Annotated in this window: 19 protein-coding genes; 7 read left to right on the top strand and 12 right to left on the bottom strand. The window is 72.4% G+C overall.

Going from position 1 to position 20,693, the window contains the following annotated elements; all coding sequences use genetic code 11:
• Positions 1–16 precede the first annotated feature (16 nt).
• Positions 17–973, top strand: a complete 957-nt coding sequence (locus tag BLV96_RS00860; RefSeq protein ID WP_086674356.1) for an RNA polymerase subunit sigma-70 — start codon at positions 17–19, stop codon at positions 971–973.
• Positions 974–977: 4 nt separating this feature from the next.
• On the opposite strand, the gene BLV96_RS00855 is transcribed toward BLV96_RS00860, so the two are convergent.
• A complete protein-coding gene (locus BLV96_RS00855) occupies positions 978–1,958 on the bottom strand; it encodes a sigma-70 family RNA polymerase sigma factor (protein WP_086674357.1) in 981 nt (326 codons plus the stop codon).
• A 103-nt stretch (positions 1,959–2,061) separates the two neighbouring features.
• On the opposite strand from BLV96_RS00855, the gene BLV96_RS00850 reads away from it, so the two are divergent.
• Complete coding sequence (locus BLV96_RS00850; protein WP_086674358.1) at positions 2,062–2,628, top strand: dihydrofolate reductase family protein; 567 nt, start codon at positions 2,062–2,064, stop codon at positions 2,626–2,628.
• Between the two features lie 81 nt (positions 2,629–2,709).
• On the top strand, positions 2,710–3,153 hold the full coding sequence (locus BLV96_RS00845; RefSeq protein ID WP_086674359.1) for a hypothetical protein: 444 nt from the start codon (positions 2,710–2,712) through the stop codon (positions 3,151–3,153).
• Here the strand turns inward: BLV96_RS00845 and BLV96_RS00840 are convergent.
• The 3 genes from BLV96_RS00840 to BLV96_RS00830 form a co-directional block, all read right to left on the bottom strand.
• Positions 3,137–3,766 (bottom strand): NAD(P)-dependent oxidoreductase, encoded by a 630-nt coding sequence (locus BLV96_RS00840; RefSeq protein ID WP_086674360.1) that lies wholly within the window; start codon positions 3,764–3,766, stop codon positions 3,137–3,139. The two genes, BLV96_RS00845 and BLV96_RS00840, sit on opposite strands and share 17 nt — an antisense overlap.
• A gap of 194 nt (positions 3,767–3,960) precedes the next feature.
• Complete coding sequence (locus BLV96_RS50235; protein ID WP_086674361.1) at positions 3,961–4,161, bottom strand: NAD-dependent epimerase/dehydratase family protein; 201 nt, start codon at positions 4,159–4,161, stop codon at positions 3,961–3,963.
• Positions 4,158–5,066, bottom strand: a complete 909-nt coding sequence (locus tag BLV96_RS00830) for an EamA family transporter (protein WP_086674362.1) — start codon at positions 5,064–5,066, stop codon at positions 4,158–4,160. Before BLV96_RS00830 ends, BLV96_RS50235 begins: the two co-directional genes overlap by 4 nt.
• 78 nt (positions 5,067–5,144) lie before the next feature.
• Here BLV96_RS00830 and BLV96_RS00825 point away from each other — a divergent pair, with 78 nt between their 5' ends.
• Positions 5,145–6,038, top strand: coding sequence for a LysR family transcriptional regulator (locus BLV96_RS00825; protein WP_208608097.1), 894 nt, complete (start codon positions 5,145–5,147; stop codon positions 6,036–6,038).
• On the opposite strand, the gene BLV96_RS00820 is transcribed toward BLV96_RS00825, so the two are convergent.
• The 6 genes from BLV96_RS00820 to BLV96_RS00795 form a co-directional block, all read right to left on the bottom strand.
• The gene (locus BLV96_RS00820) at positions 6,022–7,506 is read right to left on the bottom strand and encodes a SulP family inorganic anion transporter (protein WP_091388639.1); all 1,485 of its coding nucleotides are present in this window, start codon (positions 7,504–7,506) and stop codon (positions 6,022–6,024) included. The two genes, BLV96_RS00825 and BLV96_RS00820, sit on opposite strands and share 17 nt — an antisense overlap.
• A 116-nt stretch (positions 7,507–7,622) precedes the next feature.
• The gene (locus tag BLV96_RS00815; RefSeq protein WP_086678675.1) at positions 7,623–8,099 is read right to left on the bottom strand and encodes a (2Fe-2S)-binding protein; all 477 of its coding nucleotides are present in this window, start codon (positions 8,097–8,099) and stop codon (positions 7,623–7,625) included.
• Positions 8,100–8,108: 9 nt separating this feature from the next.
• The gene (locus tag BLV96_RS00810; RefSeq protein WP_086678676.1) at positions 8,109–10,439 is read right to left on the bottom strand and encodes a molybdopterin cofactor-binding domain-containing protein; all 2,331 of its coding nucleotides are present in this window, start codon (positions 10,437–10,439) and stop codon (positions 8,109–8,111) included.
• Positions 10,440–10,575: 136 nt separating this feature from the next.
• Positions 10,576–11,787 carry a PucR family transcriptional regulator gene (locus BLV96_RS00805; protein WP_091388637.1) on the bottom strand — a complete coding sequence of 404 codons (1,212 nt, stop codon included), beginning with the start codon at positions 11,785–11,787 and terminating at the stop codon, positions 10,576–10,578.
• Positions 11,788–11,849: 62 nt separating this feature from the next.
• On the bottom strand, positions 11,850–13,664 hold the full coding sequence (locus BLV96_RS00800) for a rhamnogalacturonan lyase (RefSeq protein ID WP_086678678.1): 1,815 nt from the start codon (positions 13,662–13,664) through the stop codon (positions 11,850–11,852).
• Positions 13,665–13,691: 27 nt separating this feature from the next.
• Complete coding sequence (locus BLV96_RS00795; protein ID WP_086678679.1) at positions 13,692–15,962, bottom strand: cellulase family glycosylhydrolase; 2,271 nt, start codon at positions 15,960–15,962, stop codon at positions 13,692–13,694.
• A gap of 304 nt (positions 15,963–16,266) precedes the next feature.
• On the opposite strand from BLV96_RS00795, the gene BLV96_RS00790 reads away from it, so the two are divergent.
• Both BLV96_RS00790 and BLV96_RS00785 read left to right on the top strand, forming a co-directional pair.
• Positions 16,267–17,238 carry an SdiA-regulated/phytase-like domain-containing protein gene (locus tag BLV96_RS00790; RefSeq protein ID WP_086676358.1) on the top strand — a complete coding sequence of 324 codons (972 nt, stop codon included), beginning with the start codon at positions 16,267–16,269 and terminating at the stop codon, positions 17,236–17,238.
• A gap of 76 nt (positions 17,239–17,314) precedes the next feature.
• Positions 17,315–18,127: a SigB/SigF/SigG family RNA polymerase sigma factor gene (locus BLV96_RS00785; RefSeq protein WP_086676473.1), complete on the top strand. Its 813-nt coding sequence runs from the start codon at positions 17,315–17,317 to the stop codon at positions 18,125–18,127.
• A 31-nt stretch (positions 18,128–18,158) separates the two neighbouring features.
• On the opposite strand, the gene BLV96_RS00780 is transcribed toward BLV96_RS00785, so the two are convergent.
• Positions 18,159–18,719 (bottom strand): TetR/AcrR family transcriptional regulator, encoded by a 561-nt coding sequence (locus BLV96_RS00780; RefSeq protein WP_086676360.1) that lies wholly within the window; start codon positions 18,717–18,719, stop codon positions 18,159–18,161.
• Between the two features lie 37 nt (positions 18,720–18,756).
• On the opposite strand from BLV96_RS00780, the gene BLV96_RS00775 reads away from it, so the two are divergent.
• Positions 18,757–19,779: an epoxide hydrolase family protein gene (locus BLV96_RS00775; protein WP_086676363.1), complete on the top strand. Its 1,023-nt coding sequence runs from the start codon at positions 18,757–18,759 to the stop codon at positions 19,777–19,779.
• Positions 19,780–19,935: 156 nt separating this feature from the next.
• On the opposite strand, the gene BLV96_RS00765 is transcribed toward BLV96_RS00775, so the two are convergent.
• Positions 19,936–20,514, bottom strand: a complete 579-nt coding sequence (locus BLV96_RS00765; RefSeq protein ID WP_086676474.1) for an ArsR/SmtB family transcription factor — start codon at positions 20,512–20,514, stop codon at positions 19,936–19,938.
• Positions 20,515–20,693: the final 179 nt, after the last annotated feature.

The raw sequence follows: 20,693 nt of genomic DNA, 5'->3' as shown, positions 1-20,693 counted from the left end.
GGTTGTCCGTACGGGAATGGACAAGGAGGACCCGATGTCCGACGAGGACTTCTGGCGGCTGGCGGCCCCGTACCGCGGCGAGCTGCTCGCCCACTGCTACCGGCTGCTGGGCTCGTTCCAGGACGCCGAAGACCTGGTGCAGGACACGATGCTGCGCGCGTGGCAGGCGTTCGACGGCTTCGAAGGACGCTCGTCGATCCGCACCTGGCTGTACCGGATCGCCACGAACGCGTGCCTCAACGTGCTGAAGAGCGCGCGGCGGCGGGTGCTGCCGTCCGGGCTCGGCGCGGGGAGCGAGACCGCCGGGGCGCTGCCGAAGATCGACACGGTGTCGTGGCTGGAGCCGTTGCCGACCGCCGGGGACGATCCCGCCGACCTGGCCGTGCTGCGCGACAGCACGCGCCTCGCCGTGGTGGCGGCGTTCCAGCGGCTGCCGCCGCGGCAGCGGGCGGTGCTGATGCTCGTGGAGGTCGCCGGCTTCCGCCTCGCGGAGGCGGCCGCGACGCTGGGCACGACGACCACGGCGGCCCGCAGCGCCCTGCAGCGCGCCCGGGCGGCGCTGGCCGCCGACCAGCCGGTCCAGGACGACGTGCTGCCGGACCCGGCGCTCGACGACGAGGTCCTGCGGCGCTACCTGAAGGCGTTCGAGGACGCGGACACGGCGGGCCTGGCGGCGCTGCTGCGATCGGACGTCGAGTACCAGATGCCGCCGATCGCGGTGTGGTTCCACGGCCGCGACGCCGTCCTGGAGCACCACACGCGCCGGATCTTCTCCTCGCCCCGCCGGGCGCTGCCGACCAGCGCGAACGGGTTCCCGGCGGCGGGCACGTACCGGAAGCGGGCGGACGGCTCGTTCGCCGGCCACGGCATCCACGTCCTGGAGGCCGGGGGTGGCGGCATCGGCCGGATCGTCGTGTTCCTGGACGAAACGCTCTTCCCGGCGTTCGGGCTGCCGGCCACGCTGCCGGGGTGAGCGCTCAGCCCGGCAGCGACCGCGGCAGGCCGAACGCCGGGAGCACGCTGTTCTCGAAGCGGGTCATGGCGCGGATGCGGTCGCCGGCCAGGGTGAGGACGTACAGCCCCGTGCCGTGCCGGCTGCCGGACGACGTGCGCAGATAGGCCCCGAACGCCGGCTGGCCGTTGGCGCGCGCCGGGACGAGCGAGAACCGGCGGCCCGCGTCGAACAGCCCGGCGCAGAAACGGGCCGCGACGTCCCGGCCCTCGTACTCGAACGGCAGCGGCGGCATCGCCAGGAACACGTCGTCGGTCAGCAGACCGACCAGCGCGTCGATGTCGGCGCTTTCCCACGCCCGCACGAAGTTCGCCACCACCGCGTCCTCCGCCGGAGACCCCGGCGAGGGCGCCGGCACACCCGGTTCCCGGCGCCGCAGGCCGGCCCGCGCCCGCTTCAGGGCGCTCTTCACCGAGTCGACCGTCGTGTCCAGCATCCCGGCGACCTCACCCGCCGGGAACCCGAGTACGTCTCGCAGCACCAGCACGGCCAGCTGACGCGGCGGCAGGAGCTGCAGCGCCGTCACGAACGCCAGCGAGACCGACTCGCGCTGCTCGTACCGCGCCTCCGGACCCGGCGGTGCGGGCAGCAGCGCGTCGGGAAAGGGCTCGAGCCAGACGACTTCGCCGAGCCGCGTCGGTTCGGGTGGTTCGACGCCGGGGATGTCCCACGCCTTCGCCGGGCGCCTCCCGGCCGCGCGCAGCGCGCTGAGGCAGCGGTTGGTGGCGATCCGGTACAGCCAGGTGCGGATCGACGCGCGGCCGTCGAAGCCGCCGAGACCCCGCCAGGCGGAGAGCAACGTGTCCTGCAGGGCGTCCTCGGCGTCCTGGAACGAGCCGAGCATCCGGTAGCAGTGCACCTGCAGCTCGCGGTGGTGCGGCTCGGTCAGCGCGCGGAACGCCTCGCCGTCGCCGGCCCGCGCCCGCCCGATCAGTTCGGTTCCCATCCGGCCTCGTCTCCCTGCTCGCGCTTCCATCCTGTACGGACGCCGCGAGGGACGCGAAGGGGGCGGCCGACCCCTTTCCGGTCGTCACGGCGTCTGCCCCGGCATGGGAAAACTGATCATCAGCGAGAACATCACGCTCGACGGGGTCATCGAAGACCCGACCGGCGACGAGGGGTCGGTCAGCTGGTTCACCCGGATCGGCGAAGACGACCGCGCGGCCTGGGCCGAGGCCGAATACGCGGAGGCGGTGGAGGCCTCGGCCCTCTTGATGGGCCGGCGGACGCACACGTACTTCCTGAACCGGGGCTGGGCGTCCCGCACCGGTGAGTGGGCGGACCGGTTGCGCGCCCTGCCGAAGTACGTCGTCTCCTCCACCGCCGTCGACGACGGCTGGGGCGAGGCGACGGTCCTGGCGGGCGACGTCGTCAAGGAGGTCACGCGGCTGAAGGAGGAGGTGAGCGGGGAAATCGTCGTGTACGGCAGCGGAAAGCTGGTCCGCCCGCTGATCGAGCACGACCTGGCCGACGAGCTGCGGCTGATGGTCTACCCGTTCGTGGCCGGCACGGGCGCGCGGCTCTTCCCGGCGGCCGTCAAGCCCGCCCGGCTGATCGGCACGCGCACGGTCGGGACCGCCCTGGCCCTGCTGACCTACGAGCTCCTCGGCCCCTGACCCCGACCTCGGCCGAAAGGACGAGATCCGCTGTCCCTTCGGCCGAGGTGGTGGCCCGCGCCCCCGCCTAGCTTGATCGTCATGGACTTCACCGCCAGGAGGATCGGGGTCATTTCGGTCGCCGCCGGGGCCGCGGTGGTGGCGATCGGGGCCACCGTCATCGCCACCGCCGCCGACCCGGTCGCGCCCGAGGTCGTCAGCGCGACCCCGGCCGAGGCCGGGCACGAGGGCCAGGGCAAGTACACCGCCGGGGACTACGTGCTGACCGTGCACGAGCTGAACGCCGACGGCGAAGGCATGGGCACCACCATCGGCCCGCACACCGCGTACTACTCGAAAGTCCTGCACGGCACCGGTTCGTGGCAGCCGACGGTCATCAAGTTCGCCGCCGGCCGGGACAGCGACGCGCCGACCGTCTTCGCCTACCCCGTTCCCGGGCCGGGCCAGGGCGTCGACTGCGTCGCGTCCGGGACCGAGGCGGCGCCGCAGGTGCGGTGCGAGACCAAGGTCAGTAGCCGACCGTGAAGTGCCGGTCCGCACCGGCGTCTTCGAGCTCGTCGACGACCGCCGTCGCGAGGTCTTCGGCCGAGATGGCGGACGTGCCGTCGGGCCGGGTCAGCAGCGTCGTCGTGCCGCGGCGGTAGCCGCCGGTCCGGGCGCCGGGCTCGAGGAGCGCGGGCGGGCTCAGGTAGACCCAGTCGGCGGCCGGGTGCGCCCGGCAGACGGCCAGCTGCGCGGCGCTCGCGCCGGCGATGGCGCGGTACTCGGGCGGGACGTACCGCGGGTCGTCGAGGACGAGCCCGCCGCCGGGGACGTGCAGCGGGCCCGCGCCGCCGACGACGAGGACACGGGTGCCCGCCGTCGCGGCCGCGTCGAGCAGCGCCGTCGTCATGGCGCCGACGGTGTGCTCCTGCCCCGGTGCGGGACGGGCCGCGGCCACGACCGTGTCGGTGCCCGCGAACAGCGTGGCCATCCGGAGGCTGTCGCTCGCGTCGGCTTCGGCGGTGCCGACGCCGGGCGGCAGGACGGCCGGACGCCGCGTCCGCAGGATCGCGAGCAGGTCATGGCCACGCCTCGCGGCTTCAGCGAGGACACGAGAACCGACCATGCCGGCGGCACCAACCACGGCGATCTTCATCGGGACTGTCCTTTCCGGACGGACGGACCGGAGAGCTGGCCGGCGACGAGCGCGGCCAGGGCGAGCGCGAACCCCGGCGAGCTGCACGGCCGGGCGCCGCGCCCGCAGGACCGCGAGCAGGTCATGGCCGCGCCTCGCGGCTTCGGAGAGGACGCGGGAGCCGACCATGCCGGCGGCACCCACCACGGCGATCTTCATCGAGACTGTCCTTTCCGGACGGACGGGCCGGAGAGCTGGCCGGCGACCAGCGCGGCCAGGGCGAGCACGAACCCGGCGAGCTGCACGGCCGGGCGCCGCGCCCGCAGGACCGCGAGCAGGTCATGGCCGCGCCGAGCGGCTTCGGAGAGGACGCGGGAGCCGACCATGCCGGCGGCACCCACCACGGCGATCTTCATCGCGACTGTCCTTTCCGGACGGACGGACCGGAGAGCTGGCCGGCGACGAGCGCGGCCAGGGCGAGCGCGAACCCGGCGAGCTGGACCGAGCCGAGGGTCTGGCCCAGCACGACCGCGCCGAGCAGCGCCGCGACCAGCGGGGACAACAGCCCCAGCAGGGCCACCGACGCGACCGGCAGCGTCGTCACGCCGCGGAACCACAGCGAGTAGGTCAGCAGGCCGCCGATCAGGCCCAGCCAGAGGTAGCCGAGCGCCGCCCGGCCGTCGATCGGTGGCGGCGCGCCTTCGAGGAAAGCCGTGAGCGGCAGGAGGAAGAGCCCGCCCGCGGTGAGCTGCCAGCCGGCGAACGCGGCCGGACCGACGCCTGCCGGCCGTCCCCAGCGTTTGGTCAGCGTCACGCCGAGCGCCATCGTGGCGGCGCCGCCGAGGCCCGCCGCGACGCCGGCGCCGTCGAACGCCGCCGCCGGGCCGAGCACGACCAGGCCGACACCCGCCATGCCCGCCACGCCCCAGCCGAGCCGCCACCCGGACAGGCGTTCGCGCAGCAGCGGCACGGACAGGACGGCGACGACGAGCGGCTGCGCGGCCCCGAGCGTCGCGGCGACACCGCCGGGCAGGCGCTGCGCGGCGACGAACAGCAGCGGCAGGAAGAGGCCGATGTTGAGCACGCCGAGCACGGCGGCCTTGCCCCACCAGGCGCCGCGCGGCAGCGTCCGGGTCAGGGCCAGCGCGATGAGCCCGGCGGGCAGCGCGCGCAGGAGGCCGGCGAAGAGCGGGTGGCCGGCGGGGAGGAACTCGGTGGTGACGAGGTAGGTGGTGCCCCACACGGCGGGAGCCGCCGCGGTGAGCGCGATGCGCGGGAGGTCCACGCGGCGGGGTTCCGCGCGCTGGAGCTGACTGGTCATACGTCGATTCCACCGGTCGCCGATCGATGAGTCCAACACATGTTCGTCACCGCAGCGATCGTGGTTCAAGATGGATGGGTGGAACTCCAGCAGCTGCGGTACGTCGTCGCGATCGCCGAAACGACCAGCTTCACCCGGGCCGCCGAGCGGTGCCTGGTCGTCCAGTCGGCGCTGAGCCACCAGGTCGCGCGGCTCGAGCGCGAGCTCGGCGCGCGGCTGTTCGAGCGGACGAGCCGCCGGGTGCGGCTGACCCCGGCGGGCGAGGCGTTCCTGCCGGCGGCACGTCAGTGCCTGGCCGCGGCGGAGCGGGCGGCGGCCGAGGTCGCGGCGGCGATCGGCGAAGTGCGCGGGCGGCTGGCGGTCGGCCTGATCCCGACGGTCACCGCGGCCGACGTCCCGGCCGCGATCCGCGAGTTCCACGACCGGTACGCCCAGGTGCGCATCAGCCTGCGGGTCGGGGCGAGCGACGACCTGATCGAGCAGGTCCGCGACGGCAGCCTCGACGTGGCGTTCCTCGGCCTGCCCACGACGCAGACCCCGCGCGGCGTCGCGGTCCGCGAGCTGGCCCGCGGGCACCTGATCGCGGTGGTGGCCCCGGACCACCCCCTCGCCGGCGAACCGGCCGTCAGCCTCAAGCGCCTGGCGGCGGAGGTGTTCGTCGACCTCCCACCGGGCACGGCCGGACGCGCGCAGTCCGACCAGGCGTTCGCGGCCGCGGGCCTCGACCGCGAGGTGGCGTACGAGGTGACGAGCGCGGACTACGTGCCGCGCCTGGTCGGCCCCGGGCTGGGGGTGGCGATGCTGCCGTCGGGGTACGCCCCCCAGCTGGCGGGCGTGGTGACGATCGAGATCACCGACGCCCCGGCCCGGGTGGAGTACGTGATCTGGGCGGAGACGAACCCGACCCCGGCGGCGACGGCCTTCGTCGAGCTGCTGGGCATCGACCCCGCGCCGGTCAGTGGCTCCCGGTGAGTTCCCCGGAGAGCCTGCCGTGCACGGACGCGCTGCGCCGGTCGAGCCCGGCGATCTCCACGGACTTGCCGCGGCTCGCGTACTTCGCAGTGACCGCGTCGAGGGTGGCGACGGTGGAGGCGTCCCAGATGCGGGCGCCGGTGAGGTCGATGACGACGCTGTCCGGGTCGCCGGCGTAGTCGAACCGGGAGACGAGGTCGTTGCTGGAGGCGAAGAACAGCTCGCCGGTCACCGCGTAGACGACCTGGGTGCCGTCCGGGTCGGTGGCCGCGGTGACGTCGACCGACCGCGCGACGCGGCGGGCGAAGATGACCACCGCCGTGATGCTGCCGACGACCACGCCGATCGCGAGGTTGCCGGTGGCCACCACGATCGCGACCGTCACGACCATGACGGTGAGCTCGCCCGCGGGCATCCGCTTGAGCGTGGCCGGGGCGATGCTGTGCCAGTCGAAAGTGCCGAAGGCGACCAGCACCATCACCGCGACCAGCGCGGCCATCGGGATGTCGGAGACGACCGGGCCGAACACGAGGCACAGGACCATCAGGAACGTCCCCGCGAGGAACGTCGAGAGCCGGGTGCGGGCGCCGGCGGTCCGGACGTTGATCATCGTCTGGCCGATCATCGCGCAGCCGCCCATGCCGCCGAAGATCCCGGTGACGACGTTGGCGATGCCCTGCCCGATCGCCTCGCGGGTCTTGTTCGAGCGCGTGTCGGTGAGGTCGTCGACGAGCTTGGCGGTCATCAGCGACTCCATCAGCCCGACGAGGGCGAACGCGAGCGCGTAGGGCGCGAGCAGCGTCAGGGTGTCCCAGGTGAACGGGACGTCCGGCAGGCCCGGGACCGGCAGCGACGACGGCAGCGCACCCTTGTCCCCGACCGTCGGGACGCTGATGCCGGCGGCGATCGTCAGCGCGGTGAGCGCCACGATGGCCACCAGCGGCGCGGGCACCGCCCGGGTGAGCTTGGGGAAGAACACCATGATCAGCAGGCCGGCGGCGAAGAGCGGGTAGACCGGCCACGGCACGTCGATCAGCGCGGGGACCTGGGCCAGGAAGATCAGGATGGCGAGCGCGTTGACGAACCCGACCATGACGCTGCGCGGCACGAACCGCATCAGCTTCGCGACGCCGAGGGAACCGAGCACGATCTGGAAGAGCCCGCCGAGGATCACGGTCGCGACGAGGTAGCCGAGGCCGTGCTCGCGCGCGAGCGGCGCGACGACGAGCGCGATCGCGCCGGTGGCCGCGGAGATCATCGCCGCGCGGCCGCCCGCGACCGAGATCACGACGGCCATGGTGAAGGAGGCGAACAGGCCGATGCTCGGGTCGACCCCGGCGATGATCGAGAAGGAGATCGCTTCGGGGATCAGCGCGAGCGCGACGACCAGGCCGGCGAGCACCTCGGTGCGCGCGACCTTCGGCGACAGCCAGGCCGGCCGGGCGGGAAGCAGGGAGGGCACAGGCATCCAGACGTGGGGCGGAGCGGCAGAATCCGCCCCACGCTAGAGGAACGCCACGGCTCACCCGGCGCCGCCCGCCCCCGGGTGAGGCCCTGATCACGCGTGCCGGGCGGCGACCGGCGTCACATCTTCTCCGCTCCCGCCTTCACCGCCTCGCGGATCCGCGCGTAGGTCCCGCAGCGGCAGATGTTGCGGATCTCGTCCAGGTCCGCGTCCGTGATCTCCCGGCCCGCCGCCCGGGCCTGGCGGACCTTCGCGACCGCCGCCATGATCTGGCCCGGCTGGCAGTAGCCGCACTGGGCGACGTCGAACTCCAGCCACGCCTCCTGCATCGGGTGCAGGTCCTGGCCCACCGTCGCCGGCAGGCCCTCGATCGTCGTGATCTCGTCGGACTCCTTGATGTCGGCCACCCGGACCGAGCACGGGTTGAACGCCTTGCCGTTGATGTGGCTGGTGCACGCCTTGCAGACGTCGAGCCCGCAGCCGTACTTCGGGCCTTTGATGCCCAGCAGGTCGCGCAGGACCCACAGCAGCCGCAGGTCGTCGTCGGCGTCGACCGTGACCACCTTGCCGTTGATCTTCAGGGTTTGTTGCGGCACGACGGGCTCCTAGTAGGCGTGGTCAAGGCCGTCGGTGGGCGACGGCGGCGTGGACGGCTGCACCGGCAGCGGCTCGAAGGAGAGCGTGCCGTGGTTGATCGGGAACGAGGTCGGCATCTTGCCCACCGCACGCGCGTACGCGCAGGCCACGGCGGCGAACGACGGCGCCACCGCCAGCTCGCCCGCGCCGCTGGGGCTGGACGACGTGTTCGGCATGACGACGACCTGCGTCTCGGGCGGGGTGTTCCACTCGCGCGTGTAGAAGTAGTTGTCCCAGCTGCCTTCCAGCGGCAGGCCGTCCTTGATGTGGATGCTCGACGTCAGGCACATCGCGATGCCGTCGTTGAGGCCGCCGATCATCTGCGCCTCCAGGCCACGCGGGTTGATCGCGAAGCCGGGGTCGACGACGACCAGCGCCTTCGTCACGCGCGGACCGGTGACGCCGTCGCGGATCGGCCGGTTGACCGTCGCCGGCCGGCAGTCGATCTCGACCAGCACCGCCACCGCGCCGCGGTATTCCGAGTGCAGCGCGATCCCCTGCGCCACCCCGGCGGGCAGCGACCGGCCCCAGTTCCCGACCTGGACCGCCTTGTCCAGCACCGCGCGCAGCCGGTCGTCCTTGAGGAACTCGCGGCGGAACGCGACCGGGTCCTTGCCGAACTTCTTCGCCAGCTGGTCGACGACGAGCTCTTCGGCGGTGACCACGTTGGGCGAGTAGATGTTGCGCATGCTGCCGGTGTTGAACTTCAGCGGGATCTCGTTGAGCAGCTGGGTGGTGACGCCGAAGTTGTACGGCGACGACTGGCTCAGCAGGAAGATCGACTCGGCGAAGCTGAGGTTGCCCGCGATCGGGAGCTTCGCGGCGGTCGAGGTGATCATCTCGCCCAGCCCGTGGCTGAACTCCGTCTGCACGCTCGTGTGGCGCTGCTCGAAGCTGACGACGTTGCCGAGCAGGTAGGTCGCCCGCACGCGCGACACGCACATCGGGTGGATGCGGCCCTGCCGGAAGTCGTCGGTGCGCGACCACATCAGCTTGACCGGCTTGCCCATCTTCTGCGACGCCTCCGCCGCTTCGGCGGCCGCGTCGTGGAAGAGGTGCCGGCCGAACGACCCGCCGCCCTGGGTGACGTGCACCGTGACGGCGTCCTGCGGCATCCCCAGCAGCTTGGCGATCTCCTCCTGGGCGACGATCGGCACCTTGAGGCACGACCAGATCTCCGCGCGGTCGGCGCGGACGTCGGCGATCGCGGCCCCCGTTTCGAGCGGGCTGTTGCTGGCCGCGGCGAAGGTGAACTCCGCGTCGATGTACTGGTCGAGCAGGCCCGGCACGGCCATCGGCAGCTGCGCGGCCTTGAGCTTCTTGAGCACGGTGGCGTCGGATTCGCCGTCGACCGTGCCCGCGCCCCAGGTCACCTTCAACGCGCGGATCGCGTCGATGCACTGGCCGAACGTGCGGCCGCGCACCGCGACGCCGTGCGCGATCGCGGCGACGTCGGTGATCCCCGGCATCGCCTTGACCTCGGCGGCGTTGAGGATCGCGCGCGGGGTCCCGTTGATCGTCGGCGGCCGCGCGACCATGGTCGGCAGCGCGTCCGGCACGTCCAGGTCGAGGGTGAACTGCTTGGTGCCGGTGACCGACGCATGCGCGTCGAGGCGGTTCTGCGGGGTGCCGAGGACCTTGAAGTCCGACCGCGCCTTGAGCGTCGCGGTCACGCTGATCGTCGTCGCGGACGCGGCCGCCTTCGCCAGCGAGCCGTAGCTCGCCGTGCGGCCCCCGGACCCGCGCACGACGCCGCCGGACGTCGTCAGCTGCGACACCGGCACGCTCCACTTGGCGGCGGCCGCGGCCAGCAGCCGCTGCCGGGCGATCGCCGACGCCGTCCGGACCGGCGTGTAGATGCTGCGCATCGAGTTGGAGCCGCCGGTCAGCTGGTTCATCAGCAGCTCGGGCCGGGCGTCGGCGAGCGTGACGTCGATCTTGTCCAGCGGGAGGTCGAGCTCTTCGGCGATCATCATCGCCACCGCGGTGGTCATGCCCTGGCCGACCTCGGTGCGCGGCACGGCGAACGCGGCCCGGCCGTCGGCGCCGATCTGCACGCTGATCAGGCCGGACGTCGGCAGCGCGGCGAGGTTCTGCAGGTCGCCGAGGTCGAAGATGTCCTCGGGCTGGGGCAGCGACGGGATCGCGGCGTCGGCTTCGCGCGGGGCCAGTTCGGAGCCGCCGATCTGGGCGGCGACGGCGAGCGTGGGCGCGGCCAGCACGAAACCGAGGAACCGGCGGCGGGCCATGGAGCGCGGCTCGGACCCGGGTGGCGGCGCGGCGGGGTCTTGTTCGGGCATGAGCGGCTGGGACCTCTCGAACGACGGTGTGGGAGAGCGCGAGCCGGAGTGTTACACACATCACGCCGCCGAATGAAGGATCTGAGTGCCTACATTTGGCCTAGTGTCGTTGTGCAGTGTGCACAGCGGGTACCGGTCAGGGCACGCGCGGTGGCGGGAGGAACGGCAGCGCCCGGACGACGAGCGCGAGCTCCAGGGCCAGTTCGCCGCCGGTCAGCGACCGGCCGGTCAGCTCCTCGAGCCGGTGGATCCGGTTGAGCACGGTGTTGCGGTGGCAGTGCAGTGCCTGCGCCGAGCGGGTCGCCGAGCCGCCGGTGCGCACCCACGTCGCCAGGGTTTCCAGCAGCGGGCCGCGCTCGGCCGTCCGCAGGTCCAGCAGCCCGCCGAGCCAGTCCTGCTGCAGCGATTCGGTCAGTTCCGGCGAGGAGAGCAGCAGGGCTTCGGGCAGCCGTTCGGCCAGGCAGACGACCTCGACGCGGCCCGGCGGGACCGTCCGCATCGCCAGCACCGCCTGCCGGTAGGCCGTGTGCACGGCCGCCAGCCCGTCGACGACCAGCGACACCCCGGCCGGCAGGGTGAGCACGGACGCGATCGCGGCGACGGCGCCGGACACCTCCCGGCCCGGCAGGGACACGAGGCCGACGAGCACGTCCGCGCGCGACTGCCAGGCCGACGCCGAGCCGAGGTCTTCCAGCGCGGTGCCGAGCGGCTCGGCGAAGGCGGCGTCGCCGGGACCCGCGGCCGCCACGACGACGTAGGGCCCCGAGATGGGCAGGCGCAGGGCGCGGCCGGCCTCGTAGGCGAAGCCCGCGTCGGCGGCCCGGCCCTGCAGCAGGCCCTCCCACAGCGACGCGCGGCGCTGCTCGTCCGCGCGGACGAAACTGCGCTCCGCCGCGTGGTAGGCCAGCGCGACCTGGGCCGAGGTGGCGTCGACGACCTCCCACACGCGGGTCGCGAGATCGAGCATGGCTTCGTTGTTCACCGACCCGGTCGCCCGGGCCTGCGCGGTGAGGGCCTGCCAGACCAGCCGGCCGCCGATGCGGAACGAGCGCAGCACGTCGTCGAGCGGGAGCTGCTGCTCCGCGCGGCGCCGGCCGGTCGCCTTCGCCGCGTCGTAGAGGTCTTCGTCCGTCCCGGCCGGGCGGCCGATCAGCTGCAGGACCCGGCGGAGGTTGTCGTGGCAGGAGCGCCAGAGGTCGTCGTCGGGCACGACGTCGACCACCTGGTAGCCGGGGTTCTGCTCGACGATGACGGCGACCAGGGCGCCGGTGAGCTCGTCGAGCTCGTCCAGCACCCTGGCCGCCAGTGACCACGCGGTGTCCCGGGCGTCCGCCCGCGCTTCGCCCATCCGCACCACCACTGTCGCGCTCTCCCCGGCGCGTCAGCCTACGTCGGCGTTTGCGTTCCCGCTCACCTCGCGAGCGCGAAACTCGGGTGCGGCGGCTGGTTGTAGGCGGTGTTCTGCCACGCGATGGCTTCCCGGTACTGCCGGTCCTGCATCAGCGAGACGTGGGAGATGCTCGTCGCGTCCGTGGTCGAGTAGATCCGCAGCGCCCGGTTGTCCGACGTGGGCCAGACGACCTCCTCGCGCCAGTCGCCGAACAGGTCGGCCTGCAGCGACGGCGTGTTCTTCGTGCCGTTGTTGGCGTGCACACCGGACGCGGTCAGCAGGCGCGTGTCCGCGCTGGTGCCGTACTTGTCGATGTGGGTGCCGTCGAGCAGCTCGCGCTGGGCGTCGCCGTCCCACCAGATGACGAAGTTCGTCGAGGACGGCTTGCGCCCGATGTTCTGCCCGCTGGTGTTCAGCAGCCCGGACACCGCGGACGACCACGACTCGGCGCCGGGGCTGCCGGCGTAGATGTCGTCGGAGACACCGCGGCCGTTGTCGCACGAGCAGGACGCGTTCTGCCAGATGATCTGCCCGGTCTTGGCGTCGGCCATCCACGCGGCGGGCTTCGACGTGTCTTCGTCCACTTTGAACTCTTCGAGGCCGGCCCGGCTCGGGATGAGGTCGCCGACGTGCATCGCGTCGCCGTGGCCGAGCCGCGTGTTCCACAGTGGAGCGCCGTTGTCGTCGATCGCCATGGCGCCGAAGACGATCTCGTCGCGGCCGTCGCCGTCGGCGTCCGCGATGGCCAGCTGGTGGTCGCCCTGGCCGGTGTACTGCGAGCCGGCCGAGTTCGAGTCGAACTTCCACCGTTCGGTCAGCGCGCCGCCGCGGAAGTCCCACGCGGCGATGACCGTGCGGGTGTAGTAGCCGCGGGACATGATCAGGCTCGGGTGCGAGCCGTCCAGGTACGCCGTCCCGGCGAGGAACCGGTCGACGCGGTTGCCGTAGCTGTCACCCCACGAGGACACCGTGCCGCGAGGCGGGTCGTAGTTCACCGTCGACATCGCCGCGCCGGTCTGGCCGTTGAACATCGTCAGGTATTCCGGGCCGGACAGGATGTAGCCGCTGGAGTTGCGGTAGTCCGCGCTCGAGCTGCCGATGACCTGGCCCGTGCCGGAGCGCGTGCCGTCGGCGGTCTTCATCGCGACTTCGGCGCGGCCGTCGCCGTCGTAGTCGAAGACCTGGAACTGCGTGTAGTGCGCGCCGGCGCGGACGTTGCGGCCCAGGTCGATCCGCCAGAGCCGGGTGCCGTCCAGGCGGTAGGCGTCGACGTAGACGTCCCCGGTGTAGCCGGACTGCGAATTGTCCTTGGCGTTGCTCGGATCCCACTTCAGCACGATCTCGTACTGGCCGTCGCCGTCGAGGTCCCCGACGCTCGCGTCGTTCGCGGCGTAGGTGTAGCTCTCCCCCGACGGCGTCGTGCCGCCGGGCGGGATCTGGATGGGCACGTCCCGGGTGCTCGCCGCGGCCGTGCTGTCGAGCGTCAACGACTCCTCGGCGGCGAAGGCGGACATCCGTTCGACCCCACCGACCACGGCGCGGACGGTGTACTTCGCCCCCGCCGGGGCCCCGGCGTCCAGGAAGCCGGTCGGACCGCCGGCCGGGGTCTCCGTCACGCGGGTGCCGTCGCGGTAGACGGCGAACGTGACACCGGCCGGGTCGCCGGCGAGCAGCCGCCAGCCGACCCGGTTTCCCTGCGGGGTGTGGACACTGACGACCCCGCGGTTCAGTTTGTCGTACTGCGGCGGGGTTTCCGCCGCCGCGACGGCCGGGGTCAGCCCCAGCACGAGGACACCCACGGCGGCCACGACCAGCCGGCGGCTCAGCGCGTACATGCTCTTCTCCTGTCTGATGTGGACGGATCAGCCGACCGTGCAGGTGCTGCCGTTGAGGGTGAAGGCCGCCGGCGCCGGGTTCGACCCGGTGAACGTGCCGTTGAAGCCGATGCTGGTCGACGCGTTCGGGGCCAGGGTGCCGTTCCAGGTCAGGTTGGTGGCCGTGACGTCGCCGCCGGCCTGCGTGAACGTCGCGCCCCAGCCGGGCGGGGTCACCCGTTGGCCCGCGGTGTAGGTGAAGGCGAGCGTCCAGCCGGTGAGCGTGCTCGGACCGGTGTTGGTGATGGTGACGCCGGCGGTGAACCCGTTGCCACCACCCCAGGGCGGTGCGGAATAGCCGATCCTGCACGTCCCGGTGCCGCCGCCCGCGCCGGTCGTCACGCTGACGGCCGCGGAGGTCGCCGACGTGTTCCCCGCCGCGTCGCGGGCGCGCACCTGGTACCGGTAGGTCGTCGACGCCGTCAGGCCGGAGTCGGTGAAGGTGGCCGTGCCGGTGGTGCCGACCTGGGTGAACGTGCCGCTGCCGGTCGCGCGGAGGACGTCGTATCCGGTGACGCCGACGTTGTCGGCCGAGGCGGTCCAGGACAGCGTGGCGCCGGTGGCCGTGACGGCCGACGCGGACGGCGTGCCCGGCGTGGTCGGGGCCTGGGTGTCGGCGGTGCCCCCGCCGTAGATCGTGGCCTCCTTCGACGTCTGTCGGACACCGTTCGCGCCGTTCAGAAAGCGCTCTCCCCACGCCGTCAAACTGGCCGGGTCGAACGAGTTGACCATGTCCAGGTAACCGACGTCGCTGCTGTTGCCGCTCCACGACCAGCCCAGGTAGCCGAGGCCGCGGGCCTGCGCCTGGGCCATGATCGTGTCCTCGTCCGGGTTGCCGTCGGTGTGCATGTTCCCGAACTCCCCCACCACCAGCGGCAGGCCGGCGGTGCGGAAGGCGTCGAAGTACCCGGTGATCTCGGCGGCGGTGTCGTAGACGCCGTACATGTGGATGGAGAACACCGTGTTGTGCTGCGGATCGGCGCTGAGCACCGAGGCCGCGTTGTCGCGCATGATGTTCTGCCAGTCCTGGCCCCACATCGGCGCGTCGGCCATCAGCAGGTGCTGCAGGCCGGCACCGCGCAAGCGGGTGATCGCGGCGCTCGTCGCGCTCGCCCACGTGGCGCTCACCTGCTGGTTGTTGCCGAACGGCTCGTTGCCCAGGTTGATGACGACGTAGTTCTCCTGGCCCTTCAGCGCGCTCGCGACGCTGATCCAGTAGCTCGCGGCCTGGTCCAGGCTGGCGGCCGCGCTCTCCTCGCCGTAACCGGTGGTGTCGTGGGCTTCCAGCACGCAGATGAGCCGGTTCTGCTTGCACAGCGCGATGACGCCGGTGACCTCGGCCGCCGACGTCGGCCCCCACCGCTGGCCGCTGCCGAGCACCACGCGGACGGTGTTGGCACCGAAGGACTTGATGTCGGCGAACGCGCCGGTCTGCGCCGGGTACCAGGCGTAGGGGTGGTTGACGCCGCGCATCACGAACGCCGCGCCGGTGGCCTCGGCGACCTGCGTGCCGCTGACGTGCAGGCCGGCCGCCGCCGTCGCGCCGGGCAGCGCCGCGACGACGGCCGGGTACCAGCGGCTCTCCATCTTCTGGATGCCCGTGGTGCTGTTGGGGTGCACGCCATCGGTCGTGTCGGCGGCGGTGTCGAAACCGGTCCACTGGTCGACCACGGTGATCGGCGACGCCGCTGTGGAGTGCGCCTGCGCCCAGCCCGGGATGGCGCTGTTCAGGTCGACCACGCGCTGCGCGCAGGCGGCGCAGTTGGCCGGGTTCATCGGGATGATCTTGGCGACGACGAGCTTGGTCGCCGGGTTGCTCGCCCGCATCTGGCCGAGCAGCGTGGTGAAGGCGTCGAGGATCGTGCCCGCCGCGATCCCGTTCCAGACGTCGTTGGTGCCCAGGTGCATGAGGACGACGTCGGGCCGGGTGGCCGAGAGCCAGCCGGGCAGCTGGTTGTCGCGCACGATGCCGGTGGCGAGGAAGCCGCCGTGACCCTCGTTCTCCCCGTCGTAGGTGAAGCCGCAGCCCTGCGGGGGCAGCGTGCCGACGAAGTCGACGTCGGTGTGGCCGGTGTCCTGCAGGTGTTTCCACAGCAGGGCCCGCCAGCACCCGGGCGAGCCGGTGATGGAGTCGCCCAGCGCCATGATCCGCGTGGGCGCGGCCGCGGGGGCCGGGGTGGCGGTGGCTGGTGACGGGGTGAGGGCGCAGGCGGCCGCGAGCACGCCGACCACGACCGCCCGGAGAAAACGCCGGGGCATACCGACCTCCTGGTCGAAACCGAGTGGGACAGTCGTGCTGGGAGCGCTCCCAGCACGGGAGTGTAACGGCTCGCACGCCCGGAGCGAAAGTATCGGTGAATTCGACCACCTCGTCGAAACCCCGGGCGGCGCCGCCGAGTCCGATGTGGACAGTCAGCCGCGGCGAGGGCACGGTCGTGCCCGGAATGGCGCAACGCGGCCCCATTGCCCACCGGCGGCGGGCTCGGTACAGTCCCTTTCGTCAAGATCGTTCTTGACGACGCCGCGTTGCCCACCTCCCGCCCACCGGCCCCAGGAGCACGACGTGCGCATCCCCTCCCGGCTTCCCGCGGTCCTCTTCACCGCGCTGCTCGCCGTCCCCACGGGCACGGCCGACGCCGCGACGGCGAAGTGGCCCGGCGATCCCGCCGTCACGGTCGCCGACGCCGCCGGCGTCTTCGGCGAGAACCTGAGCGGGCTCTCCTTCGACGGCCCCGACGTGCTGTGGGCGGTCAAGAACGGACCCGGCACCCTGTACCGGCTCGTCCGCGACGGCGGCAGGTGGACCCCGGCGGCCGGCTGGCCGGCCGGGAAGGAACTGCACTACCGCGACGGCGGCGGCGACCCGGACGCCGAGGGTGTCGTGGCCACGCCCGACGGGGTCTTCGCGGCCACCGAGCGCGACAACGACGGCGACGGCAGCCTGCTGAAGGTGCTGCGGTTCGACACCGCGTCGGCGGCCGGGTCGCTGAACGCGGTGGCGGAGTGGGACCTCACCGGCGACCTGCCCGCCGTCGACGACAACGGCGGGCTCGAGGGCATCACCTGGGTGCCGGACTCGTTCCTGACCGCGAACGGCTTCCGCGACGACCACACGAAGGCGCGGTACGACCCGGCCGCCTATCCCGGCCACGGCAGCGGCCTCTACTTCGTCGGCTTGGAGGACGAAGGCATGGTGTACGCCTACGCCCTCACCCAGGCGGGCGGCGGCTTCACGCGCGTCGCGGCGTTTTCGGCCGGTTTCCCGAGCGTGATGGAGCTGGAGTTCGAGCCGGCGGCCGGCCGCCTCTGGTCGGTCTGCGACGACACCTGCGGCGGCAGGACGGCGACCTTGAAAATCGTCAACGGCAAGTTCGCGGTGTCGGCCACCTACGCACGACCGGCGAAGCTGCCGAACTACAACAACGAGGGCTTCGCGATCGCGCCGACCTGCGCGGCGAACCGCAAGGCCGTGGTGTGGGCCGACGACGCGGACGACGGCGACCACGCCCTGCGCGCGGGAACGCTGACCTGCTGATCCGGTGCGTTGCTCCGGATGTACCAACGGCTCACCGGTTCGTGTGGATCGTGACAGCTTTGGGTAAGTGGTCACCATGGTTGTCAGAGCCCCTGAGCGACCCGCCGCGACGCTCACCCCCGCGCCTCGACGGGCCAATCAGTTCGCCCACTGCGCTCCGCTGTTCGACGAGCGCAGCGAGCTCACGCCCGGCGATCCCCGGCACGCCGAGCTGCGCGCCCGGCTGATCACCGAGCACCTCGCCTTGGCCGAGAACATCGCCAAGCGCTTCGCCGGCCGCGGCGAGTCGTTCGACGACCTCGTCCAGGTCGCGCGGACCGGCCTGATCCACGCGGTCGACCGCTACGACCCCGGCCGCGGCCGGGACTTCCTGTCCTTCGCGGTGCCGACGATCATGGGCGAGGTCCGCCGCCACTTCCGCGACAGCGCGTGGTCGATGCGCGTCCCGCGGGCGCTGAAGGAGCTGCAGCAGAACCTCGTCAAGGCGACCGGCGAGCTGGCCCACGACCTGGGCCGCTCCCCCACCCCGAGCGAACTGGCGGCGCACCTGGACATCGACGTCGAGACGGTCCGCGAAGGACTGCTGGCGGCCGAGGCGTACAAGCCGGCGTCGCTGGACGCCCCGGCCCGCGGCGGCGGCGACACGGGCACGGTCGGCGACCAGCTGGCGGACCGCGAATCGCCGTACACCAAGGCCGACGACCACCTGACCCTGGAAGCGGCGATGGCCGACCTCCCACCCCGCGAGCGCGCGATCATCGAGATGCGGTTCGTGGAAGAGCTGACGCAGAGCCAGATCGCGGAGCGGGTGGGCGTGTCGCAGATGCAGGTTTCGCGGTTGCTGGCCAAGACGCTGGAACAGCTGCGGCACCGGGTGGTCGCCCGCTAGCTCGACCGGAATCCATTGCCGCCACGGGTCCTCACCCGTCGGCCAGTCGCTGGATCGTCTCGCCCAGCCACGCCTCCAGCTCGGCCGGGTCGCCGAGTTCGGCGCGCAGGACCCGGCGTCGCGTCGAAACGCCCAGCACGAACGCGTCGATCGCCGCGGCACGGCGGTGGGCCTCCGCGTCGTCCAGACCACTCTCGCGCAAGTAGCGGTGCAACGGCTCCAAGGAGTTCGAGTCCAGGAACGCCGCCAGCGCCTCCGCCGCCTCGGGGCGTTCGCCGGAGGCGCGTTGCAGCACCAGCAGCGGGTCCTCGCCCGGCTCGCCGAACCAGCGGCGGACGATGCTCGCCGCCAGGCGCGGGCCCAGCGTGGCGCGGTCGCCGTCGAACGAGTCCGCGACCGGGATCTCCACCCGGGTCGCCGCGAGGAACAGGCCGTCCTTGCCGCCGAAGTAGCGCGTGATCAGGTTGGGTGACACGCCGGCCGCGTCGGCCACGCCCTTGACCGTGATCGCCGTGTAGCCGTGGCGGGCGAACTGGCGTTTCGCGTGCTCCAGGATCCGCTGCCGGGTGGCCGCCGCGTTGCGCGAAGTCATGTGTACGAGCATACACATCTTGTGTACGGTGATACACATGAGCGACGAACTACGCGAGAGACTCCGGCGCACGCGGCGGGTCACCACCCCGTGGGGCGACGACCCGGCCCGCGGCACCGGCCGCGCCCGCCTCGACGAACTGTTCGGCCGCTGGGCGAACGGCTACGACTGGGAAGTGCACGAACGCCGCATCCGCGCGCTCCCGTGGACGACCGCCGGGGCCTTGAACGTGATCCACCGGCGGGCCGCCGATCCGGAGGCCTCGGTCGTCGTGCTGCTGCACGGCTGGCCGGACTCCGTGCTGCGGTTCGAACGCGTCCTGCCGCTGCTGACCGACTTCCACGTCGTGGTCCCCGCGCTGCCGGGCTTCCCGTTCGCGGCCCCGCTCACCGAACCCGGCATGTCCGCCGGCCGGATCGCCGGCCTCGTCGCCGACGCCCTCGCCGAACTCGGCCACCCGCGCTACACCTTGTCCGGCGGCGACATCGGCGGGACCGTCGCGGAAATCCTGGCCGCCGATCACCCGGACCGGGTCACCGCCCTGCACCTGACGAACGTCGCCCCGCAGCGCGCGCTCACCGCGGACCCCGCGACGCTCGCCCCGGACGCGGTGGCCTACCTCGGCCGGGCGGCGCGGTGGTTCCGCGCCGAAGGCGGCTACATCGCCGAGCAGTCGACGCGGCCGAACACCCTCGCCGTCGCCCTCGGCGATTCCCCCGCCGGACTCCTGGCCTGGATCGCCGAGAAGCTCGATTCCTGGTCGGACGGCTCGGCTTTCACCCCGGACGAGCTCCTCACCTGGGTCACCGCGTACTGGGTCACCGGCACGATCGGCACGTCGTTCACCACCTACGCCGAACCGGTCACCCTGCCCGGCCGGGTCGGCACGCCGACCGTGCTGTCGATCTTCCCGCGCGACATCAAGCCCGAGCCGCGAAGCTACGCCGAAGCGTTCCTGAACATCCGCGAATACGTGGAACACCCGGCGGGCGGCCACTTCGCGGCCTGGGAACAACCCGAGGCCTACGCCGGCGACGTCCGCCGGGCGGTCGAGCTCTGAGCGGTCACCAGTCTCAGACCGGTTTCCACGAGGATCCACCCGAGACGTTCCCTTCGTGTTCTCTCGCACCGGACCCGAACCGCCGCCCGCCGCAGGTCTGCTTCCCGTTCGTGGACGAGGTCCTCGGCCAGCAAGAAGTGCACCATCGTTTCCCCCTCAGTCGGATTCTTCGGGCCGCGCTCGCCGCGGGAACGCCGACCAGTGCGCGATCACGCTGTCGTCGCCCGGTCGCGCATCCCGGCGGTAGCGGTGGAGCACGGCGTCGACCTCCGCGCTCATCGCCGCCGCCTCCTCGGGTGTCAGCGAAAGCCGCATGTCGTTGAAGACCGCTTTGTCGTGCCACCGGTCGATCCACCGCGGCAGTTCGCTGACGAACCGCGCCTCGGCCTCGTAGCGGTGCTCGATCACCGAGCGCAGGTACGTGTCCAGCGGCGCCGCGAGATCGGGGTCGCCCATGAAGTCGACGACCCGCATCCGCGTCGACTTCTGGGCGGGCTTCCACCACCGTTCGCGCTTGGTGCCGCGTTCGCTGTCCTCTTCGACCAGGCCCACCTCGGCCAGCAGCCGCAAGTGCCAGCTGGTGGTGCCGGAGCTCTCCCCGACCCGCTTGCCCAGCCCGGTCGCGGTCGCCGGGCCGTCCGCCTGCAGCAGTTCGAGCATGCGCATCCGCAGCGGGTGGGCCAGCGCCCGCAGCATCCGCGCGTCGAGCGGCCGCGACGGCTCGTTCGTGGTCATGCCTCCACCGTAGACCACAGAGGATCCTTTGCAAAGAGCCCTCTGCGATCGCCTTGCCTCGGCGGCCGACCCGCTCGCGGCCGCAGGCGGTCGGGCACTTCTCGGCGCGAAAACATCCCCGCGCCCGGCCGAAACCCTGATCAATGCTGTCGACCTTGCCCGCCCGAGCCAGGGATCAC

It is taken from the genome of Amycolatopsis pretoriensis, assembly GCF_900107925.1.
Taxonomy (GTDB): Bacteria; Actinomycetota; Actinomycetes; order Mycobacteriales; family Pseudonocardiaceae; genus Amycolatopsis; species Amycolatopsis pretoriensis.
The sequence above is the reverse complement of the archived record's forward strand: the minus strand, read 5'-3'. Positions and strand labels throughout refer to the sequence as shown.